This window comes from Streptomyces sp. NPDC055243, assembly GCF_044544025.1.
Taxonomy (GTDB): domain Bacteria; phylum Actinomycetota; class Actinomycetes; order Streptomycetales; family Streptomycetaceae; genus Streptomyces.
Map to the genome: position 1 here is coordinate 226,521 of NZ_JBITWR010000013.1, position 16,308 is coordinate 242,828.

At 70.3% G+C, this 16,308-nt stretch carries 17 protein-coding genes; 11 read left to right on the top strand and 6 right to left on the bottom strand.

Translation table 11 applies throughout. From position 1 onward, the window contains the following. Nucleotides 1-2: 2 nt before the first annotated feature. Complete coding sequence (locus tag ACIGXX_RS32570; RefSeq protein WP_351164440.1) at nucleotides 3-1,124, bottom strand: substrate-binding domain-containing protein; 1,122 nt, start codon at nucleotides 1,122-1,124, stop codon at nucleotides 3-5. Between the two features lie 657 nt (nucleotides 1,125-1,781). Here ACIGXX_RS32570 and ACIGXX_RS32575 point away from each other — a divergent pair. The 6 genes from ACIGXX_RS32575 (at nucleotide 1,782) to ACIGXX_RS32600 (ending at nucleotide 7,196) form a co-directional block, all read left to right on the top strand. Then, on the top strand, nucleotides 1,782-1,985 hold the full coding sequence (locus tag ACIGXX_RS32575) for a cold-shock protein (protein ID WP_100598391.1): 204 nt from the start codon (nucleotides 1,782-1,784) through the stop codon (nucleotides 1,983-1,985). Between the two features lie 162 nt (nucleotides 1,986-2,147). Then, the gene (locus tag ACIGXX_RS32580; RefSeq protein WP_351164441.1) at nucleotides 2,148-3,674 is read left to right on the top strand and encodes a DEAD/DEAH box helicase; all 1,527 of its coding nucleotides are present in this window, start codon (nucleotides 2,148-2,150) and stop codon (nucleotides 3,672-3,674) included. A 45-nt stretch (nucleotides 3,675-3,719) separates the two neighbouring features. Further along, complete coding sequence (locus ACIGXX_RS32585; protein ID WP_351164442.1) at nucleotides 3,720-4,298, top strand: TetR/AcrR family transcriptional regulator; 579 nt, start codon at nucleotides 3,720-3,722, stop codon at nucleotides 4,296-4,298. Nucleotides 4,299-4,451: 153 nt separating this feature from the next. Next, nucleotides 4,452-5,234 (top strand): oxidoreductase, encoded by a 783-nt coding sequence (locus ACIGXX_RS32590; protein ID WP_399981013.1) that lies wholly within the window; start codon nucleotides 4,452-4,454, stop codon nucleotides 5,232-5,234. 89 nt (nucleotides 5,235-5,323) lie between these two features. Beyond that, nucleotides 5,324-5,893, top strand: a complete 570-nt coding sequence (locus ACIGXX_RS32595; RefSeq protein ID WP_366464881.1) for a WHG domain-containing protein — start codon at nucleotides 5,324-5,326, stop codon at nucleotides 5,891-5,893. Between the two features lie 127 nt (nucleotides 5,894-6,020). Continuing rightward, nucleotides 6,021-7,196, top strand: coding sequence for a GDSL-type esterase/lipase family protein (locus tag ACIGXX_RS32600; protein ID WP_366464882.1), 1,176 nt, complete (start codon nucleotides 6,021-6,023; stop codon nucleotides 7,194-7,196). A gap of 112 nt (nucleotides 7,197-7,308) precedes the next feature. On the opposite strand, the gene ACIGXX_RS32605 is transcribed toward ACIGXX_RS32600, so the two are convergent. Beyond that, nucleotides 7,309-8,043: an ankyrin repeat domain-containing protein gene (locus tag ACIGXX_RS32605; RefSeq protein ID WP_399981018.1), complete on the bottom strand. Its 735-nt coding sequence runs from the start codon at nucleotides 8,041-8,043 to the stop codon at nucleotides 7,309-7,311. Between the two features lie 198 nt (nucleotides 8,044-8,241). On the opposite strand from ACIGXX_RS32605, the gene ACIGXX_RS32610 reads away from it, so the two are divergent. The 4 genes from ACIGXX_RS32610 (at nucleotide 8,242) to ACIGXX_RS32625 (ending at nucleotide 12,529) form a co-directional block, all read left to right on the top strand. Next, nucleotides 8,242-9,327: a chitinase gene (locus ACIGXX_RS32610; RefSeq protein WP_351164493.1), complete on the top strand. Its 1,086-nt coding sequence runs from the start codon at nucleotides 8,242-8,244 to the stop codon at nucleotides 9,325-9,327. Nucleotides 9,328-9,509: 182 nt separating this feature from the next. Then, a complete protein-coding gene (locus ACIGXX_RS32615) occupies nucleotides 9,510-10,250 on the top strand; it encodes a VOC family protein (RefSeq protein WP_399981021.1) in 741 nt (246 codons plus the stop codon). A 139-nt stretch (nucleotides 10,251-10,389) separates the two neighbouring features. Further along, nucleotides 10,390-11,580 carry an FAD-dependent oxidoreductase gene (locus ACIGXX_RS32620; protein ID WP_366464886.1) on the top strand — a complete coding sequence of 397 codons (1,191 nt, stop codon included), beginning with the start codon at nucleotides 10,390-10,392 and terminating at the stop codon, nucleotides 11,578-11,580. 10 nt (nucleotides 11,581-11,590) lie between these two features. Continuing rightward, nucleotides 11,591-12,529 (top strand): sigma-70 family RNA polymerase sigma factor, encoded by a 939-nt coding sequence (locus ACIGXX_RS32625; RefSeq protein ID WP_399981024.1) that lies wholly within the window; start codon nucleotides 11,591-11,593, stop codon nucleotides 12,527-12,529. A 51-nt stretch (nucleotides 12,530-12,580) separates the two neighbouring features. On the opposite strand, the gene ACIGXX_RS32630 is transcribed toward ACIGXX_RS32625, so the two are convergent. Together ACIGXX_RS32630 and ACIGXX_RS32635 are read right to left on the bottom strand one after the other, a co-directional pair. After that, complete coding sequence (locus ACIGXX_RS32630) at nucleotides 12,581-14,167, bottom strand: amidase (RefSeq protein ID WP_399981028.1); 1,587 nt, start codon at nucleotides 14,165-14,167, stop codon at nucleotides 12,581-12,583. 148 nt (nucleotides 14,168-14,315) lie between these two features. Further along, the gene (locus ACIGXX_RS32635) at nucleotides 14,316-14,693 is read right to left on the bottom strand and encodes a VOC family protein (RefSeq protein ID WP_399981031.1); all 378 of its coding nucleotides are present in this window, start codon (nucleotides 14,691-14,693) and stop codon (nucleotides 14,316-14,318) included. Nucleotides 14,694-14,840: 147 nt separating this feature from the next. Between ACIGXX_RS32635 and ACIGXX_RS32640 the strand changes: the two genes are divergently transcribed. Beyond that, entirely contained in the window at nucleotides 14,841-15,299 is a 459-nt protein-coding gene (locus ACIGXX_RS32640) for a MarR family transcriptional regulator (RefSeq protein ID WP_351164495.1), read from the top strand. 16 nt (nucleotides 15,300-15,315) lie between these two features. Here the strand turns inward: ACIGXX_RS32640 and ACIGXX_RS32645 are convergent, their stop codons facing one another. Continuing rightward, the gene (locus ACIGXX_RS32645; RefSeq protein ID WP_399981035.1) at nucleotides 15,316-15,549 is read right to left on the bottom strand and encodes a hypothetical protein; all 234 of its coding nucleotides are present in this window, start codon (nucleotides 15,547-15,549) and stop codon (nucleotides 15,316-15,318) included. A 374-nt stretch (nucleotides 15,550-15,923) separates the two neighbouring features. After that, nucleotides 15,924-16,308, bottom strand: a 385-nt coding sequence (locus ACIGXX_RS32650) for a DNA-directed RNA polymerase subunit alpha C-terminal domain-containing protein (RefSeq protein ID WP_384311775.1), incomplete at its 5' end; no start/stop codon positions are given.

The following is a 16,308-nucleotide window of genomic DNA, read 5'->3' on the forward strand; positions in this document are numbered from 1 at the left end:
CCTCAGCCCTTGAGGCCCACCGTCGCGCACGCCGCCTTGAGCTCGGGCGTGCAGATCTCCTTGACCTTGTAGATGCCGTCCTCGATGACCGTGGACTTGATGGTGTCCCGCGTCAGGGGGCGCACCGAGACAAGAAGGGAGGGGATGTTCTTCGTGGTGGCGTTCTCGGACCTGTCCCCGGCCAGGGCGTCGTACTCGACCATGCGGCCCTGGGCGATCCGGACCGCCATCTGCGCGGCGCCGACGGCCTCTTCGGGGTAGGGCTTGTAGACGGTCATGTACTGCTCGCCCGTGACGACGCGCTGCACGGCCGGCAGTTCCGCGTCCTGCCCGGTGACCGGCGGCAGGTCGGTGAGGCCCGCGGCCTTGAGGGCCTTGATGACCCCGCCCGCCATGCCGTCGTTGGCGGAGTAGACGGCGGCGATGTTGTCCTTGCCCAGCTCGGTGATGGCCTCGGACATGTGGACGCCGGCCGTCTTCGGCTTCCAGCCCACGGTGTCGTACGACTTGGCGATCTCCACCTGGTTCTTGAGCTGGGAGAGTGCGCCTTCCTTGAAGACGGGCGCGTTCGGGTCGGTCGGCGAACCGTTGATCATGACGATCTTGCTGTTCCGGCGGTTCTCGCTGCTGAGCGCCTTCAGGATGGCCTGGCCCTGCACCTGGCCGACCAGTTCGTTGTCGAAGGCCACGTACCCGGAGACGGGTCCCTCGGCGAGCCGGTCGTAGGCGATGACGGGGATGTCCGCTTCCTTCGCCTTCTTGACCGAGGGCGCGATCTTCTTCGCGTCCACCGCGCTCACCAGGATCACGTCGACCTTGTCGGCGACCATCTGGTCCAGCTGGCTGCTCTGCTTGGCGGCGTCCTCGTCGGCGTTGGCGTAGACGAGCTTGCCCTTGCCGTTGGTGAGCTTCTTGACCTGCTTCTCGATGATGGGGTGGTCGAACTTCTCGTAGCGAGCCGTCTCCGCCTCGGGCAGGAGCAGACCGACGGTGACCTCGTCACCCTTCCTCTCGGTCTGTTTTCCGTCGTCGTCGGAGCCCAGCAGGCTGCCGCATGCGGCAAGCGAGAGTGCCAAGGCGCTCACGGATACGACGACGGCGGCTTCACGCGTACGGGTTCTCATTCGCCCACTTCCTCGATCGGACCGCTTCGTCGTGGTCCGAGGTGGCTGAAAGCCAACCCCGGAGGGTTCCCGGCGTCAAGGAGTCAATGCATAACGAGATTGCAATGGAATGTGCGTTTCAGTATTGAACTGTCCAGTATTTACACGTGACAACAGCGGTGTCCGTAAGGGAAGGGAGGGGTGGCGGAGGGGAGTGGAGGGCGTCGCGGGGGAGCTGCCCCCTCTGCTCGGCGGCCGGCGGAGGTCCCCGGCGTCCACTTGTCGTCGGATGCGCACACGTGTGACCCGGCGTCGGCGATGCGGCCGGCCTGGGCCGACCCGGCTGAGCCGCTCCTGCGGCGGTACGGGGCCCGCGTTCACTCCCGTCGAGGCCGCGGGCCCCTCCTGGGAGGCCCGTAAATTTCCGCAATGTGGCGCGGTCCGGCGGCCGGTCGGGCGACATATGTCGAGGTTGCTCGTGCCGTGAAGGCCATCTCGTGCTACTGTTGATCGTAGTTGCAGTTGTGGTTCCCATAAGACTTCAAGTGCCTTTGGTGGACAATTCCGCCGGGCACTTTTGTATTTCCGGAAGAAGTTTTCCGGACGGGGCAATCAACGTGGCGACGCCGGGGTCCGCACAGTGCGGGTCCCGGGCTTGCCCCGAAGGAGATATTTAGTATGGCTACTGGCACCGTGAAGTGGTTCAACTCGGAAAAGGGCTTCGGCTTCATCGAGCAGGAGGGTGGCGGCCCCGACGTCTTCGCCCACTACTCGAACATCGCCACCCAGGGCTTCCGTGAGCTTCAGGAAGGCCAGAAGGTGAACTTCGATGTCACTCAGGGCCAGAAGGGCCCGCAGGCCGAGAACATCGTTCCTGCCTGACGCTGAAGCGTAAGACGACGCTGGTGCCCGCACCTCTCGGTGCGGGCACCAGCTCGTTGCTGTTTACAGAAGTTTGTCTTTTATTCGGCTCGTGCTTGCAATTCGTTCGGTTGAAATCCACCGAGAATTCCTCGATGCGTGCCATATCGAGGAAGGTTCTCCGTGAACCGTTCAGCTCGCCCGAACGACCGCTATTCCAATCCCCGCAACGGCGGCGGCTCCCGCGGTGGTAGCACCCGTCAGGGTGGCCCCCGTCCCGGTAATCGCTCCGGCGGCCAGGGGCGTCGTCCCGCTGCCCCGCAGGGTGAGTTCGCCCTGCCGGTCACCGTCACCCCGGGTCTCCCGGCGGCGGAGACCTTCGCCGAGCTCGACATGCCGGCCCAGCTGCTGAAGACGCTCACCGATCTCGGCGTGACCGAGCCGTTCCCGATCCAGGCGGCCACGCTGCCGAACGCCCTCGCGGGCCGGGACGTACTGGGCCGCGGCCGCACCGGCTCCGGCAAGACCCTCGCCTTCGGGCTCCCGCTCCTCGTGCGCACCGCAGGTCAGCGCGCCGAGTCGAAGCGGCCCCTCGCCCTGGTCCTCGTACCCACCCGGGAGCTCGCCCAGCAGGTCACCGAGGCGCTCACTCCCTACGCCCGTGCCCTGAAGCTCAAGCTGGCCACCGTGGTCGGCGGCATGTCCATCGGCCGGCAGGCCGGCGCGCTGCGGTCCGGTGCCGAGGTGCTGGTCGCGACGCCCGGTCGCCTCAAGGACCTCATCGAGCGCAAGGACTGCCGCCTGGACCGGGTGAGCATCACCGTCCTGGACGAGGCCGACCAGATGGCCGACATGGGCTTCATGCCCCAGGTCACCGAACTGCTCGACCAGGTGCGCCCCGACGGCCAGCGGATGCTGTTCTCGGCCACGCTCGACCGCAACGTCGACCTGCTGGTGCGCAGCTACCTCCACGACCCCGTGGTCCACTCCGTCGACCCCTCCAAGGGCGCGGTCACCACGATGGAGCACCACGAACTGCACGTGCACGGCGCCGACAAGATGGCGACCGCCACCGAGATCGCGGCCCGCGACGGCCGGGTGATCATGTTCCTGGACACCAAGCACGCCGTCGACCAGTTCACCAAGCACCTGATGGGCAGCGGCGTACGCGCCGCGGCGCTGCACGGCGGCAAGTCCCAGCCGCAGCGCACCCGCACCCTGGCCCAGTTCAAGACCGGCGCCGTGACGGTCCTGGTCGCCACGAACGTCGCGGCCCGCGGCATCCACGTCGACAACCTCGACCTGGTCGTGAACGTCGACCCGCCCAGCGACCACAAGGACTACCTGCACCGCGGCGGCCGTACGGCCCGCGCCGGTGAGTCCGGCAGCGTCGTCACCCTGGTCACGCCGGGCCAGCGCCGCGACATGAGCCGCCTGATGTCCGCCGCCGGTATTCGGCCGCAGATCACCCAAGTCCGCTCCGGCGAGGCCGCGTTGAGCCGCATCACCGGTGCGAAGGCGCCCTCCGGAGTGCCGATCGGCGGCAGCGCGCCCAGCACCGAGCGTCCCAAGCGCGGCGGCGCCCCCTTCCGGGGGATGGGTACGCGTCCGGGGCAGCCCGGCCGCTCCGGCGGCGGCTCCCGCCGGACTGCCGAATCCCGCGAGATGGCGGAGGCCCGCAAGGCCGCACGGGTGCGTCGCGCCGCCTGAGCAGAGTTCTTGACCTGAGGGTCAAGAACGGCCTAGTCTCTGTTCATGGGAAGGCCGAAGCAGTTCGATCCGGACGCCGCCGTCGAGCGGGCCATGGACGTGTTCTGGCGCAAGGGGTATGCCGCCACCACGCCCCAGGACCTCGTCGACGCGCTCGGCATCGGCAAGGGCAGTCTCTACAACACCTTCGGCAGCAAGCACGCTCTGTTCGAGCGGGCGCTGCGCCGCTACCGCGACAGTCAGGCCGCGGCTCTCATCGAGATGCTCGAGGAGTCGGGGCCCGTGAAGGAGCGGTTGCGCGCGGCGCTGTGGCTGCTCGTCGAAATGGACCTCGCCGACCCGGACCGGCGCGGCTGCATGGCGGTGAACACCGCGGCGGAGCTGGCCGGGACGGACGAGGTGGCGGCCGACCTGGTCCGGCGCATGTTCGACCGCACCGAGGAGGCCTTCTCCGTACTGGTGGAGAAGGGGCAGCGGGCCGGGGAGATCTCCCCGGCCCGTGACGCCCGCGCCGTCGGGAGCCTGCTGCTGACCACGGTCGTCGGTCTGCGGTTGATGGCGCGGGTCGTGGAAGGGCCGGAGCGTCTTTCCCGGGTGATCGAGGCGACGGTCGACTCTCTCTGACGGTTCTCGCCGGTCCGCCGGTCCGCCGGTCCGCCGGTCCGCCGGGTTCGGGCAGTTCTGCGTACGGAGTTCAGTGGGTCCTTGGCTGCTGACGTGTACCCATGTTTTGTACCTGTAGGTAAAGAAACTTTCGTCCGAAGGAGCTGGAACAGCATGAAGCTCGACCTCAACGGAAAGACCGCCGTCGTCACCGGTGCCAGCCGCGGGATCGGCCTGGCCACCGTCAGGACGCTGATCGACGAGGGTGTGCGCGTCGTTGGCGCGGCCCGCACCATCACCCCCGAACTCAAGGAGGCGGGCGCCTTCGCCGTCTCGGCCGACCTCAGCACCCCGGAGGGCGTGGCCGTGCTCATGGACGGTGCCTTCGCCGAGCTGGGCGGCATCGACCTGCTGGTGAACAATGTCGGCGCCGGTGAAGCGGTGGAGCCGGTCGGCTTCCTCGACACCGACGACGCGCAGTGGCAGGGCGTCTTCGACCTCAACCTGCTGAGCGCGGTGCGCACAAGTCGCGCGGCGCTGCCCAGTCTCATCGAGCGACGCGGTGCGATCGTGAACGTCTCGTCCATCAACTCCCGCCTGCCCGCGGCCGGTCCCGTCGCCTACAGCGCGGCCAAGTCGGCACTCACCTCGCTGGGCAAGTCGCTGGCCGAGGAGTTCGGGCCGCGGGGCGTGCGGGTCAACACCGTCTCGCCCGGCGTGGTGCGCACCGCCATCTGGGAGGACCCCGACGGCTTCGGCGGCAAGCTCGCGGCCGGTGCGGGGGTCGAGCACGGGGCGTTCCTCGAGCGGATCCCGGAGGCGTTCAACATCACCAGTGGGCGGATCACCGAGCCGCAGGAGGTGGCGTCACTGATCGTGTTCCTGCTCTCGGGCGTGGCGGGCAACGTCACCGGTGCGGACTACGTGATCGACGGAGGCACGGTCAAGACGGTGTGATGGTGCAGCTGTCTCCCTTCATGGCTAACTGGTTTGCCTAAAAGCTTTAGGCAATTGCATAATCGGTTGGGTCGAAGGAGAGGAAGGGCATGGTTCGCGCGGGACTGACCACGGAGCGCCTGGCCCGGGCCGGGGCGGAGCTGGCCGACGAGGTCGGCTTCGAGCAGGTGACCGTCTCGGCTCTGGCCAGACGGTTCGACGTCAAGGTCGCGAGCCTCTACTCGCACCTGAAGAGCTCCCAGGACCTCAAGACGAGGATCGCCCTCCTCTCCCTGGAGGAACTCGCCGACCGGGGCGCGGCGGCCCTGGCCGGGCGGGCCGGTAAGGACGCCCTGACCGCGTTCGCCGACGTCTACCGCGACTACGCCCGGGAGCACCCCGGGCGCTATGCCGCGGCTCAGTTCAGGCTCGACCCGGAGGCGGCGGCCGCCAGTGCCGGAGGCAGGCACTCGACGATGACCCGGGCGATCCTGCGCGGCTACGACCTGTCGGAGCCCGACCAGACCCACGCGGTCCGGATGCTGGGCAGCGTCTTCCACGGCTACGTCAGCCTGGAAATGGCGGGCGGCTTCAGCCACAGCCAACCCGGCTCGCAGGAATCGTGGTCACGCATCCTGGACGCCCTCGACGCCCTGTTGCGGAACTGGCCCGCTCCGTGACGCCGTGGGCCGCGCCCCGGCACGGGCCCCGGCACGGGCCCGCGGGCCGGCTCCCGTGGCAGGTGCGACGTACCGACGCATCGGTGCCTCCCGACCACCCAGAAACCTTGATCAGCAGGCGGAGACCATGGACACCGAGCACGACTGGATCACCACTCCCATCACCGCGGACCTCCTGCGCGGCGCCCTCGACCTGGAGCAGACCGCGCACGGCGTTCTGCCGCACCGGCTGCCCGCGCGGGCCCGTGCCCAGTGCACCGACGGGCAGCTGGCCATGGCGGAGGCCCAGCCCTCCGGCGTACGCCTGGTGTTCCGCACCCGGGCCACCGCCGTCGAACTGGACACGCTGCCCACCAAGCGCGTCTACGTGGGCGCCCCGCCCCGGCCGGACGGCCTGTACGACCTGCTCGTCGACGGCCGCCCGGCCGGTCAGGCGGCCGTGAGTGGCGGCAACACCCTGACCGTCGACATGACCACCGGTTCCACCGAGACCCGGTCGGGCCCGGTCGGCAGCCTCCGCTTCACCGAACTGCCGGAGGGCACCAAGGACATCGAGATCTGGCTGCCGCACAACGAGACCACCGAGCTCGTCGCGCTGCGCACCGACGCGCCCGTCGAGCCCGTGCCGGACCAGGGCCGCAAGGTGTGGCTGCACCACGGCAGTTCGATCAGCCATGGCTCCGACGCCGCGAGCCCCACCGGCATCTGGCCCGCACTCGCCGCCTCCCTGGGCGGTGTGGAACTGATCAACCTCGGCCTGGCCGGCAGCGCCCTGCTCGACCCGTTCACCGCGCGCGCCCTGCGGGACACCCCCGCCGACCTGATCAGCGTCAAGATCGGCATCAACGTGGTCAACGCCGACGTGATGCGCCTGCGCGCCTTCGGCCCCGCCGTGCACGGCTTTCTCGACACCATTCGCGAAGGTCACCCCAGCACGCCGCTGCTGGTCGTCTCGCCCATTCTGTGCCCCATCCACGAGGACACGCCCGGCCCCAGCGCGCCGGACTTCTCCGCCTTCGGCGAGGGGCGGCTGAGTTTCGTCGCCATGGGCGAACCGGAGGAGACCGCGAGCGGGAAGCTGACACTCGGCGTCATCCGGGACGAGCTGGCCCGGATCGTGGAGCAGCGGGCGGCCGAGGACCCCAACCTCCACTACCTCGACGGCCGCGACCTGTACGGGAAGGCCGACGCCGCCGAGCTGCCGCTGCCCGACCAGCTCCACCCTGACGCCGCCACCCACCGCCGCATGGGCGAACGCTTCGCCGAGCTGGCGTTCAAGGCCGACGGTGCTTTCGCGGGCTGAGACGCCGCCCACACCACGTGACCCGGTCTCACGCGTGGCCCGGCTCGTGCGTGACCCGGTCTCACGCGTGACCCTGGCTCGTGCGTGACCCGGTCTCACATGTGCCCCGGTCTCAGCCGAAGTCCGCGCGTGCCTTGGCGCCTTGGGTGAGCAGCCACTGGACCATGTCGTCGGCGTCCTGCGCGCGGGCGATGTCCAGGGGCGTCATGTCGTCGAAGCCGATCCAGTTCACGTCGGCTCCCTGCCGCAACAGGCGTTGCGCGGTGGGGAGATGACCGCCGTGGCAGGCGCCCCAGAAGGCGCTGGTGATCGCGGACACGGTGGGGGAGTCCGGGGCGGCGAGGAAGGCCTCGACCTGGTCGAGCAGGCCGAGCGTGGCCGCGTCCTGCAGGTCCGCCCGGGCCCCGTGTTCCAGTAGCCTGCGGGCCGCCCGCCACTGACCGAAGCCCCGCGCGTCGGCCAGCGGGGTGCCGCCGCCGATGACGGCGCCGGAGGCCTCGATGTCGGCGCCCGCGGCGATGAGGGCGTCCAGCGCGGTGACGTCGTCGTTGCTGGCGGCCCAGTGCAGCGGCGTCTCGGTGTGGGCGCCGACGAAGCGGGCGTCGGGATCGGCGCCCGCCGCGATCAGGGTGGTGATGACCGCCTCGGCGTGGGGGTGATGGCCGGGCCAGTCGGTGGCGATGTGCAGCAGGCTCCGTCGGCCCGCGGCGGGACCGTCCTGGCTGATGCGGCTGGTGGCCAGCTTCGAGTGGTCGGCCAGAAGCTGACGCAGAGCGGGGACGTCGCCCTTCCGGATCGCCGCGGTCACTGAAATGGCCAGCGGATCGCGGGAGTCGAGAATGTCCATGGCGGGTGAGGCCTCCTACTCGATCGCTCTGGTCCAGACCTATTGACGGAAGGTCTGGACCTCTTTACGGTGTGGCCCGTCGCACCACTTACGTCTCCAGGCACCACAGTCCAGGAGGTAAGCGTGTCATCCCGAACCTCTCCCCATGCCCTCGTCCCGCGCCGCGCGCCGTCCCGCCTCCTCGCGGTCGGCCTCGCGATGGCCTTCGCCGTACCGCTGCTCGTAGGCGCCGCGCCCAACCGTGGCACGGCGCCGCAGGAGCACCAGGACATCACCCGAGCCGCACAGGCACAGGGCACTCAGGACGCCCGGGCCGAAACGTGCGCGGTCAAGTCGAAGCCCGCGGGGAAGGTACTGCAGGGCTACTGGGAGAACTGGGACGGGGCCGCCAACGGCGTCCACCCGCCGTTCGGTTGGACTCCGATCACCGACACCCGCATGCGCGGCCACGGCTACAACGTGATCAACGCGGCGTTCCCCGTCATCCGTTCCGACGGCACCGTCCTGTGGGAGGACGGCATGGACTCGACGGTCAAGGTCGCCACACCGGCCGAGATGTGCCAGGCCAAGGCAGACGGCGCCACCATCCTGATGTCGATCGGCGGCGCGACGGCGGGCATCGACCTCAGTTCGAGCACCGTCGCCGACCGCTTCGTCGAGACCGTGGTGCCGATCCTGAAGAAGTACAACTTCGACGGCATCGACATCGACATCGAGACCGGCCTCGTGGGCAGCGGCAACATCAACCAGCTCTCCGCCTCGCAGGCCAATCTCGTCCGCATCATCGACGGCGTCCTCGCCCGGATGCCCGCCAACTTCGGCCTGACGATGGCCCCCGAGACGGCCTACGTCACCGGAGGCAGCGTGGCGTACGGCTCGATCTGGGGCGCGTACCTCCCCATCGTGAAGAAGTACGCGGACAACGGCCGCCTCTGGTGGCTGAACATGCAGTACTACAACGGCAGCATGTACGGCTGCTCCGGCGACTCCTACTCCGCCGGAACCGTCCAGGGATTCGTCGCGCAGACGGACTGCCTGAACAAGGGTCTAGTCGTCCAGGGCACCACGATCAAGGTCCCCTACGACAAGCAGGTCCCTGGCCTGCCCGCACAACCCGGCGCGGGCGGCGGCTACATGGCCCCGAGCCTGGTGACGCAGGCGTGGAACCACTACAACGGCGCGCTGAAGGGCCTGATGACCTGGTCCATCAACTGGGACGGCTCGAAGGGGTGGACCTTCGGCGACAACGTGAAGCGGCTGCAGAATCGCAGTGCTCTCAATTAGCCGCATGGACGCGTCAGTTGGGGTCGTGCCCGCTCTTCGGTCGGCGATCTGAGCGCGGCGGTCGGCGCGCTGAGTGCGGCGGCCGGCGATCTGAGCGCGGCGGTCGGGGAGCGGGTCGATCGCCTGGTCGGCGGCGGTAAATGCGTATGACGCCGCAGGTCGGTGTGCATAGGATCACCGGCATGACGATGCGGCTTGTTCAGATTGCGATGAATGCTCGGGACGACTCCTCGCTCGGCCGGTTCTGGGCCGACGCGCTCGGCTGGAGCGCCTCCGTCGAGGTACCCGGCATCGTGACCAACCTCGAACCGGAGGGCTTCTCCTATCCCGATCCCTCCGCCGTCGTCATCGACGTCATCACCGTCCCGGAACCCAAGACGGTCAAGAACCGCGTGCACATCGACCTCGCCACCACCTCCCCGGCCCATCAGGCGGAGTTGGTCGCGCGCCTGAAGGACCTCGGCGCGACGCCCGTCGACGTGGGCCAGGGCGACGTCCCGTGGACGGTCCTGGCCGACCCGGAGGGCAACGAGTTCTGTGTGGCGGAGCCCCGGGAGATCTACCGCGACGCCGGGCCGATCGGCGCGGTCGTGGCCGACTGCGCCGACCCGCGGGCCATGGCCCGATTCTGGGACGCGGCGACGGACTGGACCCTGCACGAGGTCACCGACGACCACGCGACGCTGCGCTCCGCCAAGGGCGTCGGCCCCTATCTCAAGCTCCAGCGCACACCCGACACGAAGACCGTCAAGAACCGCGTCCACCTCGACCTGCGCCCCTACCCCGGCGACGACCGAATCGCGGAGGCGGCCCGGGCCCGGGCTCTGGGGGCCGCCGACATCGACCTCGGCCAGGGCGACGCGCCGTGGACGTGCCTCGTCGACCCGGAGGGCAACGAGTTCGACATCCTCGCTCCGCGCTGACGCGTAGCCTCGACGCCCCTTCGACGCGCCCCGACACGTCAGCACGCGGGATGTGGTGACCGGCGTCACACCCCGCTCCTGTCAGCAATCGGGGCGCTGTCTCGTTCAAGCGGCACACGAACGAGACAGGAGCAACGCCATGAAGCACCGCATCGTCGTACTCGGCGCCGGATACGCCGGGGCCTTCGCCGCCGGAAACCTGGCCCGCAGGCTCTCTCCCGCCGACACCGAGATCACGGTCGTCAACGCCGTGCCCGACTTCGTCGAGCGGATGAGGCTGCACCAGCTCGCGAGCGGCCAGGACGTCGCCTTCCGCAAGCTGGCCGACGTCTTCGCGGGCACCGGGGTGCGGCTGCGCCTTGCGCGCGTCACCGGCGTCGACCCCGAGCGCAGGAGCGTCGCGGTGACCGGCGATGACGGCGACGGCGAGCTCGCGTACGACACCCTTCTCTACGCGCTCGGCAGCTCCGTGGCCCACCAGGGCGTCCCCGGAGTGGCCGAGTACGCCTTCGACGTGACCGGCCGGTCCTCGGCGCTGCGGCTGCGCGAGCGCCTGGCAGGCCTGGGCGAGGGCGCCACCGTACTGGTCGTCGGTGAGGGGCTTACCGGCATCGAGACCGCCACCGAGTTCGCCGAGTCCCGGCCCGACCTCTCGGTCGCGCTCGCCGCCCGCGGCGAGCTGGGCGCCTGGCTCTCGCCGAAGGCCCGCCGCCACCTGCGTCAGGCCTTCGACCGGCTCGGCGTCACCGTCCACGAGCACACCGGCATCGAAGCCGTCGAGCCGACGCGGGCGGTCGCCGCCGACGGCAGGTCGATCCCGGCCGACGTGACCGTGTGGTCGGCCGGGTTCGCCGTGCACCCCATCGCGGCCGCGAGCGGCCTTGAGGTCGCCGAGAGCGGCCAGATCGTCGTCGACCGCACCATGCGCTCGGTCTCGCACCCGGACGTCTACGCCGCCGGTGACTGCGCCTACGCGATCGGCGAGAACGGCAGGCCGCTGCCGATGTCCTGCGCATCGGCCGGCTTCACCAACATGCAGGCGACCGCCGCGATCATCGCGCGCCTGACGGGCGGCGAGATCCCGACCGTCGGGCTGAAGTACTACGGCAACCACATCAGCCTCGGGCGGCGGGACGCCATCTTCCAGATGGTGGACGGGGGCGCCCGGTCGAAGTCCTGGTACCTGGGCGGCAGGACGGCCGCGCGGCTCAAGGCGGGCGTGCTCAAGGGGGCCGGTTTCGGCATCGCCCACCCGACGTTCGGCATGCCGAAGCGCAGGCGCCGCCTGGTCACCGCACCCGACCGGACCGGTGTCAGGGTCGCCGCATAGGCTGCTCCGCATGGACAGCGCAGCCCTCGATCGGTTCGAGGCCAGCCGGGGTCGGCTGGCCTCGCTCGCGTACCGTCTGCTCGGCTCGGCCGCCGACGCCGAGGACGCCGTGCAGGACACGTTCCTGCGCTGGCAGGCCGCGGACCGCGCACGGGTGGAGGTGCCGGAAGCGTGGCTGACCAAGGTCGTCACCCACCTCTGCCTCGACCGGCTGCGCTCGGCGCAGGCGCGCCACGAGCGAGCGGCCGGAGCCTGGTTGCCCGAGCCGCTCCTGGAGGGCGACCCGATGCTCGGCCCCGCCGACACCTTCGAGCAGCGCGAATCGGTGTCCTTGGCCGTACTGACTCTGTTGGAGCGCCTCGCGCCGGTCGAGCGGGCCGTCTACGTCCTGCGTGAGGCCTTCTCGTACAGCCATGCCGAGATCGCCGCGATCCTCGACATCACCGAGTCCGCCAGCCAGCAGCATGTGCACCGGGCCCGGATCCGGGTCGCCGCCGAGCGCCGCCGTGGAGGCGAGGCCGACCCCGCCTCCGCGCGCCGCGTCGTCGAGGAGTTCCTCGCCGCCGCCACGTCGGGGCGCACCGAACGGCTGGTGGCGATGCTCACGGCCGACGCGACCGCGGTCTCGGACGGCGCAGGACTGGCCAGGCGGCTGCTGCGGTACGACACGCGCGAGCGCATCGCCTCCCTCGTGCGGGCCGGCTTCAGGCCCACGCCCGCCAAGCGACGGCTGGCCGGCGGCTCGCCCGCGCTCCATGTCGCGCCGGTCAACGGCTCCCCGGCCGTCCTCGCCGTGGTCGAAGGCCGGGTCGTGGGCGCCGTGGTGTTCGAGGTCAGCGACGGCAAGGTCGCCTCCCTGTGCGGTATCGCCGCGGCGGACCGGCTCGTGCGCCTCAGCGAGGCCTGGGGGCAGCACGAGCCGGGTGCGCCGGTCGTCAACGCATGGTGACCTGAGCCTGGTTGGCCCTGGCTGCCGCTGTCCGCGGACCGGACCCCGTGCTCACCGCCGGGCGCCGGATTCGGCCGTCGGCAGGTAGCGCGGTGCTCGCCAGGCCTTCAGCCGGTGCTCCACCGCGGCCCCCAGCGACAGAAGCTCGGCGTCCTGGTGGTCACCGGCCATCAGGAGCAGCCCGACCGGCAGTTCGTCCACGGACCCGGCGGGCACCGAGAGGGACGGATAGCCGGCGACGGCCGCCGGTGTGGAGGACGGGATGACGTCGTTGTCGCCGCGCGCGCAGTCGGTCGTCCAGGCGGGCGGGTTCGTGGGCGCGGCGATGGCGTCCAAGTGGTGGGCGGCCATGGTCTCGTCGAGGGAGCGCCGCGAGAGGTCCTTCAACTCGGCGCGCATGGCACGGTACTTGGGGTCGGTGGTGGGCGGCGCGGCCAGTGCCTGCTCGAACAGCTCCTGGCCGGCGAAACAGGCCTGCTCCTCGGGACGGCCGCGGTTGAACTCGATCAGCTCGGCGAGGTCGCGGGGCCCTTCGCGCGTGCCGAGGTAGGCGTCGATGTCCCGGTGGAACTCGCTGAGCAGCGCCGGGAACTCGAGCTCGGCGAGCCGCGCCTGGTACGGGGGTGTCACCTCGACGACCACGGCTCCGGCCTTGCGCAGCTTCTTCGCCGTACGGGTCATCACCGCGTCCACCTCCGGTCCCAGCGAGGGCAGGCGCCACAGTCCGATCCGCTTGCCGCGAAGGCTTGTTCGCTGTTCGGGCGCCGCGTCCTCGGCCGGGCGGCCACGCGAACTCTCGCCCCCGCTCAGCACCGAGAGCGTGAGCGCGGTGTCGATCACGTTGCGTGCCATGGGCCCGGCCGTGTCCTGCTCGGCGGAGATCGGCACCACGCCCGACTGGCTGACCAGGCCGAGGCTGGGCTTGTGGCCGACGACGCCGTTCATCCCGGCCGGGCACACGATGGAGCCGTCCGTCTCGGTGCCGATCGCCACCTGCGACAACGACGCGGCGAGCGCGGCGGCCGAGCCGGAGGAGGAACCGCACGGGTTCCGGTCCAGGACATAGGGGTTGTTGGTCTGCCCGCCCACCGCCGACCAGCCCGATGTCGGCTTGGCCGCGCGGAAGTTGGCCCACTCGGACAGGTTGGTCTTGCCCAGGATCACAGCGCCCGCCTTGCGCAGCCGGGTCACCAGCGCGGCATCGGTGGCGGGCGGGCTCCCGGCGAGTGCGAGTGACCCGGCCGTCGTCGGCATGTCGCGGGTGTTCACGTTGTCCTTGAGCAGAACGGGGATGCCGTCCAGCGGCCCGAGGGTCTTGCCATGCCGGTGCCTGGCGTCGCTCGCGTCCGCCTGGCGCAGGGCCGTCGGGCTGGTGCGCAGCACCGAGTGAATCCTGGGATCGACGTTCTCGATGCGCCGTAAGTAGGCCCGGGTCAGCTTCGCCGAGGTCAGCGAACCGTGCGCCATGCGCGCCTGCAACTCCGGAATCGTGGCGGTGTCCAGGTCGACTCCGGGTACGAGAGATGACCCGGTCGGCGGCGACGAGCTGTCGGTGCCCTGCCTTGCGTCCTGCGCACCGGCATGCGGTACGCCCGTCAGAAGGGACCCCGCGACAAGGGCGGCGGTCAGTGTGGCCATGCTCTTCTTCCCCATGCGGATCAGCCGACTACACGGGCGGCGTCCGGCGCAAGGGTGCGGTCTTGCGGAGAGCGTGGCTGCTCCGGCCCGCCCATGGCGGGGCGGGCCGGGGGAGGCCCCCCGCGGGTGAAGGCGAAGGCGTGCCCGGTCAGCTGCCGTGTGCGGTGATGGCGTAGCCCTCGGGGCCGCGGAAGGTGAACATCCGGCCGAACGGGCCGTCCTGCGGGGCTGTGACGATGGGCGTCCCGGCGGCCTGGAGGCGGTCGTGGAGAGCCTGGGCGTCGTTGGTCCGGAACCACAGGGCGACGCCGAGGCCGGGGCGCTCCACGCTGTCGAGGTCCACGCCGGGCAGGGGCTCGCGGACGGCGAACGGTACCGGCTCGGTGCTGAACACCACGGCGCCAGGGGGTGAGGCCGGGGCCCGGCGCAGGCCGAGCTGTGTCTCGAAGAAGGCGGCGGCCGTGTCGACGTCACGCACCTGGAGTGCGATGAAGTCGGGCCCGGTGACGGAAACGGCGGTGGTCATGGGGGCTCCTCAAACATGCTCGATGTCAGGACTTTGACATAAGGGAAGGTAGGTGTGTGCGCTCACCTATGTCAAACTACTGACATGAGTGATGGGACAACCCCCGACCCGATCCCGGTCCCCGACATGACGGAGCCGGTCCTCGACATGACGGAGCCGGTCCTCGACGTGACCGAGCCGGTCCCCGACGTGACGGAGCGACTGGGTTACCGCCTCAAGGGCGCCGCGGCCGCCCTGCGCGGTGCGATGGACAAGGCCCTGCGCGAGCACGGACTGACCGTGCCGCAGTACGCCTGCCTCGAACTCCTCGACCAGCAACCCGGGCTGTCCAACGCCGAGCTGGCCCGCGGCACCTTCGTCACCCGGCAGTCCATGAACGTCGTCCTGCGCGGACTGCAGGACGCCGGCCTGATCATCCGCGCGACCACCACCGACCACGGCCGCGCCCTCCCCGCCCACCTCACCGAGGAGGGCCACCGCCACCTCGCGGCGGCACGCACGGCCGTCTACACGATCGACCGGCAGATGACCGACGCCATCCCCCCGAAACGCCTCGCGGCGCTGCTGGCGGACCTGGACCGCCTGACGGCGACACTCGGCGGTTGAAGCGGCCCGAGGCCGGTCACGGCCAGTCGACGAGACGGGTGAACGGCGGATACAGGGCGAGTACGGAGAGGGGAGCGAGCGTCGCCAGGAGCGTGCGGCGGGCGGCGTGGCGTCGGCGTCGCGGCAGGGACCACGCGGCGAGCAGCAGCACCGCGGGAATGACGAGACCGTAGAGGAAGACGGTGAACGCGGTGTCGAAGATGGGGCTGAAGCGGGCCGCCTGCGCCTGAGTGCAGGAGTCGCAGGACATGGGGGAGAGGGCGGCGCCCACCAAGGCGAAGAAGGCCGTGGGGGGGTGAGCAGGGTGGAGAGCAGCGGGCCGATCCAAGCTCGCCGAGCGCGATCGCTCGGTGCGTCCTGTGTCATACACATGACCCGACAGCAGCGCGGTCCGCGCCACATGCGTACGCGTACTCAGTGACGGCGACGACCCGGGCAGCCTCGTCAGCCCTGGAGCGCCGTCAGCCCCAGCAAAAGGGCCGCTCCAGCAGAAAAAGGCCGCCCCAGCAAAAAGCTGGAGCGGCCCGCTTCAGAGGCACGCCTCTGAGATGTCACCGACGTGCGCCTGGTCGGCGCGGAGGCCGGGAGTGGCTCCCGGGGCCTCCGCGCGACCTGGAGCAGGAATCAGTACTGCTCGGTCTCGACGAAACCGGCGTCCGCGGCGTCCGCGTCGTCCGTCGCGGCGAAGGTGTCGACCGCGGCGATGGGGTCGAACCCGGGCGGGCTGTCCCTGAGCGTGAGGCCCATGCCGTGCAGCTTCGCCTTGATCTCGTCGATCGACTTCGCACCGAAGTTGCGGATGTCGAGCAGGTCCGCCTCGGAGCGGGCCACGAGCTCGCCCACGGAGTGGATGCCCTCGCGCTTGAGGCAGTTGTACGAGCGGACGGTCAGGTCCAGGTCCTCGATCGGCAGCACCAGGTCGGCGGCCAGGGCCGCGTCCGTCGGCGAGGGGCCCATGTCGATGCCCTCGGCGTCGATGTTGAGCTCGCGCGCCAGACCGAACAGCTCG

Excerpts from the sequence above, each read along its gene's own strand:
- ACIGXX_RS32570 (WP_351164440.1), bottom strand. The coding sequence starts at position 1,124 with ATGAGAACCCGTACGCGTGAAGCCGCCGTCGTCGTATCCGTGAGCGCC.
- ACIGXX_RS32575 (WP_100598391.1), top strand. The coding sequence starts at position 1,782 with ATGGCTACTGGCACCGTGAAGTGGTTCAACTCGGAAAAGGGCTTCGGC.
- ACIGXX_RS32585 (WP_351164442.1), top strand. The coding sequence starts at position 3,720 with ATGGGAAGGCCGAAGCAGTTCGATCCGGACGCCGCCGTCGAGCGGGCC.
- ACIGXX_RS32590 (WP_399981013.1), top strand. The coding sequence starts at position 4,452 with ATGAAGCTCGACCTCAACGGAAAGACCGCCGTCGTCACCGGTGCCAGC.
- ACIGXX_RS32595 (WP_366464881.1), top strand. The coding sequence starts at position 5,324 with ATGGTTCGCGCGGGACTGACCACGGAGCGCCTGGCCCGGGCCGGGGCG.
- ACIGXX_RS32600 (WP_366464882.1), top strand. The coding sequence starts at position 6,021 with ATGGACACCGAGCACGACTGGATCACCACTCCCATCACCGCGGACCTC.
- ACIGXX_RS32605 (WP_399981018.1), bottom strand. The coding sequence starts at position 8,043 with ATGGACATTCTCGACTCCCGCGATCCGCTGGCCATTTCAGTGACCGCG.
- ACIGXX_RS32610 (WP_351164493.1), top strand. The coding sequence starts at position 8,242 with ATGGCCTTCGCCGTACCGCTGCTCGTAGGCGCCGCGCCCAACCGTGGC.
- ACIGXX_RS32615 (WP_399981021.1), top strand. The coding sequence starts at position 9,510 with ATGACGATGCGGCTTGTTCAGATTGCGATGAATGCTCGGGACGACTCC.
- ACIGXX_RS32620 (WP_366464886.1), top strand. The coding sequence starts at position 10,390 with ATGAAGCACCGCATCGTCGTACTCGGCGCCGGATACGCCGGGGCCTTC.
- ACIGXX_RS32625 (WP_399981024.1), top strand. The coding sequence starts at position 11,591 with ATGGACAGCGCAGCCCTCGATCGGTTCGAGGCCAGCCGGGGTCGGCTG.
- ACIGXX_RS32630 (WP_399981028.1), bottom strand. The coding sequence starts at position 14,167 with ATGGCCACACTGACCGCCGCCCTTGTCGCGGGGTCCCTTCTGACGGGC.
- ACIGXX_RS32635 (WP_399981031.1), bottom strand. The coding sequence starts at position 14,693 with ATGACCACCGCCGTTTCCGTCACCGGGCCCGACTTCATCGCACTCCAG.
- ACIGXX_RS32640 (WP_351164495.1), top strand. The coding sequence starts at position 14,841 with ATGACGGAGCCGGTCCTCGACGTGACCGAGCCGGTCCCCGACGTGACG.
- ACIGXX_RS32645 (WP_399981035.1), bottom strand. The coding sequence starts at position 15,549 with ATGTCCTGCGACTCCTGCACTCAGGCGCAGGCGGCCCGCTTCAGCCCC.